Genomic DNA, 13669 nt, shown 5'->3' on the forward strand with positions numbered 1-13669 from the left:
ATGCGACTACGCAATTTGATTATTTTGACGGTGATTGTGCCGCTGTTTGTCATCCTGGTGGTATTTAGCTTAGTGGCGATCAAATCGCTCGAAGATAACGTACGCTCAAAGCTACAAACGGAAGTTGAGATTATTACCCGTACGCTGAGCTCCTCGCTCAGCTACGCGGTCACCCCTGACAGCAACACGCCGCTTGAGGAAGCGCTACAGTCAGCGTTCTCCTTCCATCGAATTTATGGCGCTTATGTGTTCGATACCGAAGGGCGCGATATCTATGGGCTTGGCCTGGGCAAGGATATTTTCAGTCGCGAAGAGATTCAGCAAATCATTGAACGCGATGACCTTTACAGCAATTACCGACAACACGAGGGTTGGAATTACTACTCGGCGTTGACACCCTTGCGCTCACAAGATGGCACTGTATATGGCGTACTTCAGGTTAATCGGCTAAATACCGGTATTGAGAACTACACGGGTTTTATTAGCGTTGTGGCCGTACTGGTGTTTATGATTGGTGCGGCCGGGATCGTGTTTAGTATTTGGTGGGGATTCCGGCGCCATATTGAGCGCCCGCTTAACCGGCTGCTGCACGTAATGCAGTTGGTAGAAAAGGGGGACCGCAGCCAACGTGCTACCGAAGACGGCCCTATCGAATATCGCCACCTCGCCTCCGGGTTGAATGGCATGCTGGATGCGATGGCCGAAAAAGACCAAGAGATCGAAAATCGCCAGCGGCGCGAAATTGAGCTTGAAAAGCGCCTGCGTAAATCGAAAAAGCTGGCCGAACTCGGCGTACTGGCGGCGGGGGTTGCACACGAGATAGGCGCACCGCTAACGGTGATTAATGGCCAGGCTCAGCGTTTGGCTCGCCGCGATGTCATTGGCGATGACGAACGGGCACGTTTGGGACGCATACGCGGCGAAGTAGAGCGCATCGTTGAAATTGTTCGCCAATTGATGGAATTAGGTCGTCAACATAACGTAGAGAAAGGCGAACTGGCGCTTGATCAGCTGATTATGAATGCCAGCGATTTAGTTGAAGACGAGCTAGAGCCACGCAATATTCGTTTAGACGTTGAATTACCGACGCCAGCACCCAACTTACTCGCCAACGGCCAACAAATTGTGCAGGTGCTGACCAATTTGCTGCGCAATGCAGCGCAGGCCCCCGAAGTAAGCAGAATTAGAGTGCGCGCCCAGCAGCAAGAGCACGAATTACTGCTGTGGGTGGAAGATGATGGCCCGGGGATACCCGACTCCCATCACCACAAGGTGTTCGACCCATTTTTTACCACCAAACCGGTTGGCCAAGGCAGCGGTTTGGGACTCTCTATGGTACATCGCATTATCAACGACCACGGCGGTACGATCGGCGTGTTTGACAGTGCCCTAGGCGGCGCTGGATTTGAAATTACGCTACCTATTAGTGAAACCGCATACGCTTGAGGACAACGTTTGTGACCCAACAGGACCCCCTTTTACCTTTGTTGGTGGTGGAAGATGACGCCGCTATACTTGAGCTATTAGAAGAAGAACTGCAGGATGCAGGCTACACAACGCTGGGCGTAACTAGCGCTGAAGAGGCGATCGCCTTATTGAGCCACACCACCGTCTCACTGGTAATTACCGACGTACGGTTGCCGGGCATGACCGGCATTCAACTACTTCAGCAGCTCCGCCAAGCAGGCAGTGAGCTGGGCATTATTGTGATTACCGCTTTCGGCACTATTGACCAGGCAGTCGAGGCACTCAAACTCGGGGCTGACGACTTTTTAACCAAGCCGCTCGACCTTGATGCTATCCGTGATGCCGTATTTCGTGTGCTGGAGCGCCAACGCTTGGCGGTTTTCCACGACACGGATATCAGCCATTTCCACGGTATTGTGGGTAAAAGCCAGGTCATGCAGACGCTATTCCATGACGCCTCCCGCCTTGCCAAAAGCGATGCGCCCATACTGATATTAGGTGAAAGCGGCACCGGCAAAGAACTACTTGCCCGCGCCATTCATCAGGAAAGCCCGCGTCATGACCAGCCCTTTGTGCCGGTTAACTGTGCAAGCATTCCTCCCGACTTGATGGAAAGTGAGTTCTTTGGCCACGTCAAAGGCGCCTTTACCGGTGCTAATGAAGCGCGCAAAGGACTCTTCCAAAGCGCTCAGGGCGGCAGCCTGTTTTTAGATGAGATTGGTGAAATGCCCATCAATCTGCAGGCTAAATTGCTGCGTGCTTTACAGGAAAAGACCGTACGCCCAGTGGGTGGCGAGCGCGAAGAGCCGGTGGATGTACGAATCATCGCCGCGACTCACCGCAACCTGGAGAAAGAGATCGAGCAGGAAAACTTCCGCAGCGATTTGTTTTACCGCTTGGAGACGTTCTCACTGCGTATCCCGCCCCTGCGCGAGCGTGGCACCGATATCGAGCATCTTGTGTTTGCGCTTATCGACAAGCATTCGGAGGCACAGGGCAAACAGATAGAGCAAATCGAACCGGAAGCGCTCAGCAATCTACTCAACTATGCCTACCCCGGTAACGTTCGAGAACTGGAAAACGCCATTATGCGTGCCGTCACTCTGAGCGAAGACGGCTCGCTCAGCTATAAAGATCTGCCCGAACGACTTCGCGAGCAATCAACAGTGGAAACCGGTACACCTCTGGCACCTGCCGTCGGCGGCGAAGTGCTGGCTGCAGGTCAAATGCCAACGCCACAGCCGATCCGCTGGCCCAGTCTAGAAGAAGTTGAAAAGCGCTATATCAACAAGGTGCTAGAAGCAACGGGTGGCAATAAGCGGCGCACGGCAGAGGTACTTGGGATTGCTCGGCGGACACTCTATCGTCGCTTGGAAGACAATGAAGAGTAACCACTTCGACACTGCTCACACCCCTTCTTAATCGCCAAGCGACAGAACCTAACACACAAACAAAAAAAACCCCCGCGGGCGCGGGGGCGGAAAAGATGATAAACCGTGTGGAGCAGCCGCAGGGAACAAACAGCTGGGTCGATTTACCATCGTAGGGAGCGGTACATTTACTCAAAACTCAAAACGGGTAACGAACTAGTTACTTGTCGAATTCTCATCTTCATCTGCGCCAGGCATTGGTTCAGTACCTTCGCCAAAGCCAGGCTCATCTTCGTCTGGATTCATAGTGGTGCCTTCTGCCGGCTCATCCATGGTGTCTTGAGGCATAGTGTCTTCTGCTGCAGAGTCTTCACTTAGGCCTGGGTCTTGCTCCATTGATGACTCTTCGTCCGCACTCAGCTCTTCATTCATACTTGGCTCTGGCTGAGTAGTGGCATTTTGCTCAAGTGGCGCCGTTTCATCTGCAGACGGCGCTGGCTCTTCGTTATCACCGCAACCAGCTAACACAATAACGCTCGCAGCTGTTGCCATCATGCACAGCGTTAACCAGCGTGGGCGATTGTGAATTTGCTTTCTCTCAATGTGGCCATGTTGCTTGTCCATAATACCCACCTCCATTGCTAACACCGTATGTTTTTAAACGTCTTGCTAGGTAACTTAGAGCCAGTTCTGTACATACTATGTGTTGCACATACACATACTATTCACTTTACATGCCAAAAATTAAAATTTAAAAATTAAACAAATAAAATCAGCGCCTTATAAAAACAACGACACACCACCATTAGCGTAAAACCAACCAAATTAGGTGGGTAAAAAATGACACATGTAGCGTTAATTCCCCCGTTGAGCGAGTCGTTGTGACACATAGGCGCCACTTATGTATAATAATTTTTAATAAATTATTCGACTCAATCCCTTATTTCTTTATGAATGGCGTAGCAACGACACGCCTATTCTGTTCAACAAAAGGCATCGCCGATGGACGAGACACGACCCGTCAAAATTAAAGTGCGCGACTTAAGCAAAGTCTTTGGCAAGCACCCACAAAAAGCCATTGAGCTGCGTAACCAGGGAATGAAGCGCCCAGAAATTCTGGAGAAATCCGGCCAAACACTGGGGCTATCCAATATCTCGTTTGATGTCTATGAAGGCGAATTGCTGGTCATCATGGGATTATCGGGGTCAGGCAAATCGACCTTGATCCGCTGCCTTAACCGTCTGATTGAAACCACCGAAGGTGAAATCATCATCGACGGCGAAAACATTCCGACGCTGAAAGAGAAAGCGCTACTGGAGTGCCGCCGTCGCCACTTCTCTATGGTGTTTCAAAATTTCGCGCTATTTCCCCACCGCACTGTGCAGCAAAATGCCGAGTTCGGTTTGGAAATTCGCGGCGTAGAGAAAACAGAGCGCCATAAAATTGCTCATGATGCGCTCAAGCAAGTGGGCCTGGAGGGCTGGGAAGACGCCTACCCCAACCAACTTTCCGGCGGCATGCAGCAGCGCGTTGGTCTAGCACGCGCCCTAGCTAACGATGCCACCGTGCTGTTAATGGATGAGGCCTTCTCCGCGCTCGACCCGCTGATTCGCAAAGACATGCAGCAAGAGCTTTTGCAGTTGCAATCCAAAATGCAAAAGACCACGGTCTTCATTACCCACGATTTGGATGAGGCGCTCAACATTGGCGACCGTATCGTGCTGCTAAAAGATGGCGAAGTGGTGCAGATCGGCACGCCTGAAGAGATTCTGACCAAGCCTGCGGATGACTACGTACGGCGCTTTATCGAAGGCGTTGACCGGGCACGTATTCTGACCGCTGAAAGCGCCATGCGGCCACTGCGTTCTACCGCTCGCGAAAGCGACGGGCCGCGCACGGCACTACACCGCATGCGCGACCATGCTATCGACTCTATCTATGTGGTTGATCGCGACCGCCGCTTGATCGGCCTACTCGAGGCCGACGCTGCAAGCCGGGCGATTGAAGAGGGTTCCGATACGATTACCCCCTACTTGACCCAGGATTTTCGTAAAGTCCCCATGGATGAGCCGTTACATAACCTGTTTGCCATGTTTAGTGAAAAGAGCTTCCCTATCGCCGTTATTGATAAGCAAGAGCAGCTGCTGGGCGTGGTGGTTAAAGGCGCAGTACTCGACGAACTGGCACGAGCAGGAGAGCAATAATGGATATCCCACGCATCCCGCTAGGTGATTGGATTGAAAGCGGCCTGACTTGGTTGACCAGCGAATATTCAGGTGTGACACGCGGCATTTCTCGCTTCACCCAGACCGGCATTGATGTGCTTAACGACGGCTTGATGTGGTTGCCGGCTTGGGCACTGCTCGGCTTGATAGCGCTACTCTGCTGGAAGCTGGCGGGCATTAGGCTAGCGATAGGCGCCGCTGCTGGCCTGGCATTGATTTGGAACCTGGATCTTTGGGATCCGATGATTGAGACACTCACGCTGGTGGTATTTGCCACCATGGTGGCGGTAGTCATTGCGTTACCCGTAGGGATCGCGGCGGCCCTGTCTAATCGGCTCTACCGGGTCATTATGCCGATTTTGGACTTTATGCAGACCATGCCAGCATTCGTCTATTTGATTCCGGCTATTCCGTTTTTCGGTATTGGCTCGGTCTCGGCGATTTTTGCCACGGTGATCTTCTCGATGCCTCCGGCTATTCGCTTTACCACCTTGGGTATTCGTCAAGTACCGGTGGAGCTGATCGAAGCCGCCGATGCCTACGGCGCTACCCGCGGTCAAAAGCTATTTAAAGTGCAGCTACCGCTGTCACTGCCCACGGTAATGGCGGGTATCAACCAAACGATAATGCTCGCCCTCTCCATGGTCGTCATCGCTGCCATGATTGGTGCAGATGGCTTGGGCAGCGAAGTATGGCGCGCTATTCAACGCTTGCGCCCTGGCGATGGCTTTGAAGCGGGCATCGCGGTGGTCATTCTGGCTATGCTGCTCGACCGTCTGACGCAATCGCTTAGAAAAACCAGGAACGGCTAGAACGCGCGAATAGCGTAAAACAGCAGGAGCGGCTGCGTTGAGTCATTAGCTTGCTTAGTCGCCTTTTGCTAACCATGCTGTGCTTTGCAGCAACCGTGCTCGTTAAGAATCATGCACGTTGATATTTTAGTACTCAAGGGAGAAAGCGAATGAAACAACGCACACTGAACCTCCGTATCCGTCTTGCTTCACTGGCACTGTTAGCGGGTGCCGGTGTTGCCGTCGGCAGCGCGGCGCAGGCCGAAGAAGAGAAAGGCACGGTTAACCTGGCCTACGTAGAGTGGTCTTCCGAAGTCGCTTCAACTAACGTCGTTGCTGCAGTGCTTGAGCAAGCGGGCTACGATGTCGACCTGACGTCACTCTCAGCGGCTGCCATGTTCCAGGCGCTCTCCACTGGCGATGCGGATGCCATTGTTGCGGCCTGGTTGCCGACTACTCACGCTGATTACATGGAGCGCCTGGGCGATAGTATTGAAGACCTTGGCCCCAACCTGGACGGCACCAAGCTGGGCCTTGTGGTTCCGGCATACACCGATGTCGATTCGATTGCTGACCTTAACGATAACGCCGACAGCTTTAATGGCGAGATCATCGGTATTGACCCCGGTGCAGGCCTAATGGCCCTCACTGAAGAGGTTGTGGATACCTATGACCTTGAACTGGATCTGCGTAGCGGCAGCGGCGCGACCATGACCGCAGCTCTATCCAGCGCGATTAATAACGAAGAAGATGTCGTTGTTACCGGTTGGACGCCCCACTGGATGTTTGCCCGCTTTGACATCAAATATCTAGAAGATCCTAAAAACGTCTATGGCGGCGCGGAGCAGATCCATACAGCGGTTCGTCAAGGCCTGGAAGATGACATGCCGGAAGCCTATGCTATTCTCGACGCTTTCGAGTGGACGCCTGAGCAGATGGGCGAAGTCATGCTAATGAACCAGGAAGATGGCAGCGACCCCTACGAGAATGCGAAGCAGTGGGTTGAAGATAACCAGGACATCGTCGCAGAGTGGCTCGATAGCTAATGCCATTTTGATTAGCTAGATTGTATTTGTTAGCAATGGTTGGACTGGGGCTTTCGTAAGCCTCAGCCCAGCCGTTTAAGTTTGTACAACCTATTGTCATGAGCACACTACTATAAGCAGTTTGATAGTGTGACAGGTCATTTCGGGAGCTTGATATGTTTAATAACATTATGGTGCCGGTAGACCTTGCCCACCTTGAAGCACTTGAACCCGCGTTAAGCGTTGTAGCCGACCTAGCCAAAAAATACGACGCCCATATCACCTATGTCGGCGTCACGGCCAATACACCCACAAGCGTTGCCCGCACTCCCCAGGAGTATGAGCAAAAGCTCGAGGCTTTTGCGCAAGAGCGACATAAGGTTCATGGCCAACCAGTAAGCAGCAAGGTATATAGCTCAACAGACCCTGTGGCGAATGTCGACACACTACTTGAGAAAGCTATTGACGAAGTAGGGGCTGACTTAGTAATGATGGCCACTCACCTGCCGCGGCATTTGGATATTGTCATGCCTTCGCATGGTGGCAAAATAGCAACCCACACAAACGCCTCTGTCTTCTTAATTCGTCTGGCTCAATAAAACCGCCTTTCGTTTTTAAAATAATTAAGGAAGTAAACTTATGGACAAAACACCGAAAAATGAGCCTGATGAGCCGGTCTCTGAGGGGATACCCGCCCCAGATGGCCCGGCTAACCTGATCGATACCGATTATGTTATCGGCCAAGACAACATCACCACGAATGCCATGGGACTTAACCTTGACCTGCACGGCAAGGTATTTAGCATTTCGGCGGTTATGGTGTTGTTGTTTGTAGTACTGACGCTGGCACTGCAAGACACCATCGCCCCAATTTATGATGCTATTTTCGGTTTCTTGACCGGGAATTTGGCATGGTTCTTTATTTTAGCGGCGAATATATTCGTCATCTTGTGTATTGGCCTGATCTTCTCTCCTTTAGGTAAAATCCGCATTGGTGGCGCCGATGCCAAGCCTGATTTTACCTATATGGGTTGGTTTTCAATGCTGTTTGCCGCAGGCATGGGGATTGGCCTGATGTTCTTCGGCGTTAACGAACCGCTGACGCACTTTGGCACTTCATTTGACGGTGGCAGCTGGGCGCCGCTTGCAGGTGCGGAAGGTGATGCCGCCGGTGCTGAAGCATTAGCTATGGCCGCAACCATCTTCCACTGGGGCCTGCACCCCTGGGCGATTTACGCTGTGGTCGCGCTTTCACTGGCGCTGTTCTCTTTCAATAAGGGCCTACCGCTATCCATGCGTTCAGTGTTCTACCCCCTTTTGGGTGAGCGCGTATGGGGCTGGCCAGGCCACGTAATTGATATTTTGGCAGTGTTTGCCACTTTATTTGGCCTGGCTACATCCCTTGGTTTAGGGGCAACCCAAGCAGCAGCAGGCCTCACTTATCTGTTTGGTGCGCCAGAAAGTGATATCACCATGATCCTGTTGATCATCGGTATTACGATGATCGCCATCGGCTCAATCGTGGCAGGCGTTGATAAGGGCGTACAGCTGCTCTCCAAAATCAATATTATTCTTGCGGCAATGCTACTTTTCTTTGTAATTGCTGTTGGCCCCACCCTGATGATTGCCACGGGCTTCTTTGAAAACCTTTGGAACTATGCGGTTCATCTGCCTGCGTTATCGAATCCTTTTGGTCGTGAAGACGCCAACTTCAGCCAGGGCTGGACAGCCTTCTACTGGGCCTGGTGGATCTCCTGGTCTCCGTATGTTGGTATGTTTATCGCGCGTGTATCTCGCGGCCGTACAGTGCGAGAATTTCTGGTCTCGGTGATGCTGGTGCCATCCACAGTATCAGTACTCTGGATGACCACGTTTGGTGGCACAGCCATTGATCAGTACGTCAGCCAAGGCATTGAGGCCGTTCGGGATGCAGGCGTTGATCTGCAGCTATTCATAATGCTCGAACAGCTACCGTTATCACAAATCACCTCATTCGTGGCCATTGTGCTAGTCATCGTGTTCTTCGTGACGTCGTCTGACTCTGGCTCACTGGTGATTGATTCCATCACCGCTGGCGGTAAGGTCGATGCACCGACGCCACAGCGCGTTTTCTGGGCGATTATCGAAGGCGCGATTGCCATTGCGCTACTGCTAGGCGGTGGCCTGACAGCGCTGCAAACCATGGCGGTTTCTACCGGCTTCCCGTTCACCATCATTCTGCTAGTGGCCTGCTATGCCATTATCAAGGGGTTGATGAGCGAACCTAAAGCCGTCTAGCGCTGCTTTGAACCGACCATGGTTTTAAACCAACCATACGTTTAAAACTTGCTGGTATTGTTCAAATATAGTTAGTAAACGGGCAACCCAATGGGTTGCCCGTTTTTGTTGGTATGTTGGCAGCTAAGCATCAACACCAAATATCTTTCAATGGCGTTTCAGGTCGATAATGGGTTGCTATTTGCGCCTGCAATAGCTCTGCGGTTGCCAACGCATCCACCAGGGCATGATGCCCTTGATAAGGGGGCAAACCATAGCGCTCACGACTCGCATGCATCCGGATGGAAACCGGTGGGCGGCCCAGCCAGCGGCGGAACCGCGCCCATAAGGTTTGGCGGTGCATCCGCGCTTCTAGCGACATGGTATCAATCATCGGAAATAGCACCCCTTCCCCACGTCGGGCTTTTATCGCTGCATTCAAAAAGGGGCGTTCAATATTGCGAAAATGAACCACCACTAGGCGACCAGCTAGCTGGGCCAGGAGTTCGTCCAGTATTACATCTAAGTCCGGCGACTGGGCGATCTCCGAGTGGGTAATATGATGGTAAGCAATCGAGGCTTCATCCAACGGCCTTGGCGGCTTGACGACCCAATAGCGTCGCTCGGCCAACTTGATACGGCTTAACGTGAACGGCACCACGCCAATGCTGACAATTCCATGACGCCGCTCATCCAGCCCGGTGGTTTCCATATCCAGCGCCACCATCGGTACATCGGCAATCGGTGTTTCAGGGTCAGGCAACGGTGTAGCAAAAAATTGCTGGATGGCAGGATTTTTCGCCTGCTGAGCTCGCTGGGCCATATAGCCCTTCCAGTCAGCCTGGGTAATTTTCTGACGTGGGCGTATACCGAACATTTTAACGCCCCTGCCGCTGGGCGGGCATGGGGTAGCGGAATTTGAGAAATTTTTGCGCGTTGCTTAGAACCTGGAAAGCGTCTTTCAGGGTGTGGCGTTCGCTATCAGCAACGTTTTCCGGCTCGATATTGTTATCCGGCAGGCGATCCTCTTGCAGATCAATCATTTGATGACGAATCCGCGACATGCATAAAAACTCAAATGCGTAGCTTAGCTTTTCGCTCATGCCGGTTGCCAATAACTGGGTCTTGCTGATGTCATTCAAGCGCTGAAAAGAGTTCTGTGCCTTGGAGCCGCAAGCCAAGGCGTGAATCCGCACCAAATCCACCATCGGTGCGGTACCGCGACGCTTCAAGTTGATGGAGTTGTTGTGCTTACCATCTTGCTCCATCACAAAAGTACGGAAAAACCCCAGCGGCGGGGTACGGTTTAAGGCATTGCGAGCCATGGCGGCTAAAAACAGCGGTGATTTTGGCGCTGTATCGGCAATCAAATCTTGCAACGTTTCCACATAGAGGTCTTCGCCGTAGCAACTGTCAAGATCAAAGAAAATCGAGCTATGCAGCAACCGTTCCGGCGTAGGGTTGGCCATCCAATCCTGAAAATACCCCTTCCAAACGCTGAGTGGCTGACGCCATTGCGTGTTGGTCGCCATAACATCGCCTTTGCAGTAGGTGTAGCCGCAGGCATCTAAACCATCGCTAACAATTTTTGCCAGGGCGTGAAAATAGTCATCATGCTGCTCTGGAATAAACTCATCGGAGAGGATCAGCGCATTATCCTGGTCAGTAACAATGCTCTGCTCATTGCGTGCCATAGAACCATTTACCATAAAGCAGTAAGGCACCGGCGGGGGGCCAAGTTCTGCTTCAGCCATTTCCAGCAACCGCCGAGTAAAGCTGCGTCCGATCGTGGAAAGGGCGCTACCCACCATTTGCGAGTTAGCCCCCTCTTGCACCATGCGCACAAATGCCGCGCTCACATCCGGCGCCAAGCGTGCCAGCCCCTGGGCGCTGGACTGATGAAAAATATTGCTGACCAGGTAGAGGCCGCTATGGGTCTCGTAGCGGATAATATCCGAAAGGTGCACCACGCCCACCGGGCGTTGACGATACAAGACAGGGAGGTGATGTACGTTACTGCGCAGCATCGTCAGCATGGCCTCATAAACAGAGGCGTCTGATTGAATGGTGATTAGCCTTGAGGAAACCACCTCACCGACCGCGGTTTGCGGCGATAGCCCCTCGGCCACCACGCGGGTACGAAAATCGCTGTCGGTTAAAATCCCGCACATCTGCCAAGTCTGGCCTTCACTATCTTTGAAACTGTAGCGTGGGTTATCACTTCCCTCTTTTATTACCAGCAGTGCGGATGCTTGCGCTTCGCTCATCTGCTGCGCGGCGTGCTGAACGCTGGTAGACGTTTCCACCATTACCGGATAGCGGGTCAGCAGTTTGCGTATCCGGGTGACCATCATATCGTTGGACTTCTTCTGCTGCTCGGCAGCGCTCTCAAGACGCGGTCGTTCCAGCTCTACGAAATCAGCAAAGTGCTCATCCTCCTCACACAGCCGAAGGAAGACCGCCTTGGGAATAAAGTAGATCAGGGTATCTTCAATCGCCTGAGCGGGAAAACGCACTTTATGGTTACGCAGCAAGCTAAAGTGACCAAAAATATCGCCCTCACCCAAGCGGTTATACAGCTCTCCCTGGCTACGATAAACTTCCACGGCGCCACTGCGGATATAGCAAAGATCATTGAGCATCTCGTTGAGCGCCAATATGCTGCTGCCGGTTTTGAAGTAGCTCACTTCCACCTGTTCAGCAATGGCATCAAGCAGGTCATCCGACAGCCCATCAAAAGGGGGAAAACGTCCCATATGTTGGCGTATTTCTAACAGTTCGACATCCATACGGACTCCTCGGGCTTGCCGGTCAATAGACGGGTCATCTACACATAATACAAAGTGTGGCGGGAAGGCTAAGTCAGGTAAACCCCAACACGAATAATAAAACTGCCCATTGGAGAAGCGACCCGCAAAACAAAAAGCCCGATGCAGCTATGCACCGGGCTTTGATGGCCTAAGCCATACTGCTAATCACTCTGCTAAATGAAGGTTAATGTATTAGCAAAACCAAAATCAGATACTGTCAGCGGTATGACTTAAGATTGGCTAGCCATTTCCTGCACACGCTGCATCATTTCTGGATCTTGCTGAATGGATTGACCAATAGCGTTGAAGGTATCAACATCAAGGCCGCTGTCTTCGACCACTTCGATCATGCGATCGTTAGCTTCAGTGCGCACTTCCTGTTGCGCTGATTCATCTTCCGCTTCCTGCAGACGCTGGGTATATTCCTGAGAAATAACCGCAATTTCTTGAGAAGCATCGGCAAACTGCTGTAGCTGGTCGTCAGAAAAATCCTGGGCAGGTGCTTGCTGGGTTGCCATTGGATCTTGTGCTGCACCTTGTTGCTCTTCTTGGGCGTGGGCAGTCGCCGTCATCAGACCGGTCGCGAGCAGGACAGCGGAGAACAGAGCAGTCATACGTTGCATAGAAGAAACCTCAATATTGCGTTGTGTATGTGCGGACTGTGACGCGCCTTATTCAAGCAGGTTCAATTTATTATGTAAAAGTTAGTAACAAAAAGAACTTTATGTATAAAAAAATAGCTAAAACACTCTATTATGGAAACGACATGCCAAGCTTATTCAGCAAGTTACGTCACAAAGACCTGGCCTCGGCAGGGTTGGCCATCATGCCCGCAGTTTTTGTTCTGCTTTGGAGTACCGGCTTTATCGGCGCTAAGTTTGGCCTACCATTCGCAGAACCTTTCACATTTTTGTTTATCCGCTTTGTGCTCACGCTGCTGCTACTGATCCCGCTGGTCGTCGTGATGCGTATACCTTGGCCTACATCACCCAGGTTATGGACGCACATCGCCATATCAGGTTTTCTAGTCCATGGTGCCTATTTGGGTGGTGTTTTCTACGGAATTTACCTAGGCATGCCCGCTGGTCTAGCCGCATTACTGGTGGGCCTCCAGCCACTATTGACCGCCGCTTTCGCCGGGCCACTGCTAGGTGAACAGCTCTCTTGGCGCCAATGGATAGGGTTAGGGCTGGGCCTAATTGGCATCTGCCTAGTACTCGGCAGTAAGCTCGAGCTGGGTGAATCACTGTTTGACGGCTTCGGGATTAGCGCTCTGCTGTGTGTCACCGCCGCTTTAATGGGTATTTCGCTGGGCACGCTGTATCAAAAAAGATATTGCACCAGTATGCCGCTGCTTTCCGGGGCGGTTATTCAGTACTTAGCGGCGGGCGCTCTGCTCGGGTTGGGTGCCCTGGTTTTTGAGACCCGCCAAGTGGAGTGGAGCAGCACTTTTGTGCTGACCCTGGGTTGGCTGGTGTTGATTCTCTCAATTGCCGCTATTCTGTTACTCATGGCCTTGATTAAAAAGGGGGAAGCCTCGCGGGTCGCAAGTCTTTTTTATCTTGTGCCACCGGTCACGGCTCTTCAGGCATGGTGGCTCTTTGACGAACGTCTTCCCTTATTAGGACTTGTGGGGATGTTGGTCGCCATCACTGGGGTGGTGATGGTTATACGGAAACCCGCCCCTAAGAGGGTTAGACGATAACGCGATATTTATAATGATC

Annotated in this window: 12 protein-coding genes; 8 read left to right on the forward strand and 4 right to left on the reverse strand. The window is 52.1% G+C overall.

The window, feature by feature from the left end; genetic code table 11:
• Both QEN58_RS14350 and QEN58_RS14355 read left to right on the forward strand, forming a co-directional pair.
• Window positions 1-1446, forward strand: coding sequence for an ATP-binding protein (locus QEN58_RS14350; RefSeq protein WP_280104301.1), 1446 nt, complete (start codon window positions 1-3; stop codon window positions 1444-1446).
• 11 nt (window positions 1447-1457) lie between these two features.
• Window positions 1458-2858, forward strand: a complete 1401-nt coding sequence (locus tag QEN58_RS14355; RefSeq protein ID WP_280104302.1) for a sigma-54-dependent transcriptional regulator — start codon at window positions 1458-1460, stop codon at window positions 2856-2858.
• Between the two features lie 195 nt (window positions 2859-3053).
• On the opposite strand, the gene QEN58_RS14360 is transcribed toward QEN58_RS14355, so the two are convergent.
• Window positions 3054-3461, reverse strand: coding sequence for a prolipoprotein diacylglyceryl transferase (locus QEN58_RS14360; protein WP_280104303.1), 408 nt, complete (start codon window positions 3459-3461; stop codon window positions 3054-3056).
• 378 nt (window positions 3462-3839) lie between these two features.
• On the opposite strand from QEN58_RS14360, the gene QEN58_RS14365 reads away from it, so the two are divergent.
• The 5 genes from QEN58_RS14365 to QEN58_RS14385 all read left to right on the forward strand — a co-directional run bounded on the left by QEN58_RS14365 (window position 3840) and on the right by QEN58_RS14385 (window position 9156).
• Complete coding sequence (locus tag QEN58_RS14365; protein ID WP_280104304.1) at window positions 3840-5042, forward strand: quaternary amine ABC transporter ATP-binding protein; 1203 nt, start codon at window positions 3840-3842, stop codon at window positions 5040-5042.
• A complete protein-coding gene (locus tag QEN58_RS14370) occupies window positions 5042-5875 on the forward strand; it encodes an ABC transporter permease (RefSeq protein ID WP_280104305.1) in 834 nt (277 codons plus the stop codon). The genes QEN58_RS14365 and QEN58_RS14370 overlap by 1 nt, the downstream gene beginning before the upstream one ends.
• A gap of 149 nt (window positions 5876-6024) precedes the next feature.
• Window positions 6025-6900 carry a glycine betaine ABC transporter substrate-binding protein gene (locus QEN58_RS14375; protein ID WP_280104306.1) on the forward strand — a complete coding sequence of 292 codons (876 nt, stop codon included), beginning with the start codon at window positions 6025-6027 and terminating at the stop codon, window positions 6898-6900.
• A 155-nt stretch (window positions 6901-7055) separates the two neighbouring features.
• Window positions 7056-7478, forward strand: a complete 423-nt coding sequence (locus QEN58_RS14380; protein WP_280104307.1) for a universal stress protein — start codon at window positions 7056-7058, stop codon at window positions 7476-7478.
• Between the two features lie 40 nt (window positions 7479-7518).
• On the forward strand, window positions 7519-9156 hold the full coding sequence (locus QEN58_RS14385) for a BCCT family transporter (RefSeq protein WP_280104308.1): 1638 nt from the start codon (window positions 7519-7521) through the stop codon (window positions 9154-9156).
• Between the two features lie 130 nt (window positions 9157-9286).
• Here the strand turns inward: QEN58_RS14385 and QEN58_RS14390 are convergent, their stop codons facing one another.
• The 3 genes from QEN58_RS14390 to QEN58_RS14400 all read right to left on the reverse strand — a co-directional run bounded on the left by QEN58_RS14390 (window position 9287) and on the right by QEN58_RS14400 (window position 12568).
• Window positions 9287-10012 carry a 3'-5' exonuclease gene (locus QEN58_RS14390; protein ID WP_280104309.1) on the reverse strand — a complete coding sequence of 242 codons (726 nt, stop codon included), beginning with the start codon at window positions 10010-10012 and terminating at the stop codon, window positions 9287-9289.
• Window position 10013: 1 nt separating this feature from the next.
• Window positions 10014-11924, reverse strand: coding sequence for a DUF294 nucleotidyltransferase-like domain-containing protein (locus QEN58_RS14395; protein WP_280104310.1), 1911 nt, complete (start codon window positions 11922-11924; stop codon window positions 10014-10016).
• Window positions 11925-12175: 251 nt separating this feature from the next.
• Window positions 12176-12568 (reverse strand): DUF4168 domain-containing protein, encoded by a 393-nt coding sequence (locus tag QEN58_RS14400; protein ID WP_280104311.1) that lies wholly within the window; start codon window positions 12566-12568, stop codon window positions 12176-12178.
• Window positions 12569-12711: 143 nt separating this feature from the next.
• On the opposite strand from QEN58_RS14400, the gene QEN58_RS14405 reads away from it, so the two are divergent.
• Window positions 12712-13650 (forward strand): DMT family transporter, encoded by a 939-nt coding sequence (locus QEN58_RS14405; RefSeq protein WP_280104312.1) that lies wholly within the window; start codon window positions 12712-12714, stop codon window positions 13648-13650.
• Window positions 13651-13669 lie beyond the last annotated feature (19 nt).

It is taken from the genome of Halomonas alkaliantarctica, from assembly GCF_029854215.1.
GTDB classification, from domain to species: Bacteria; Pseudomonadota; Gammaproteobacteria; order Pseudomonadales; family Halomonadaceae; genus Vreelandella; species Vreelandella alkaliantarctica_A.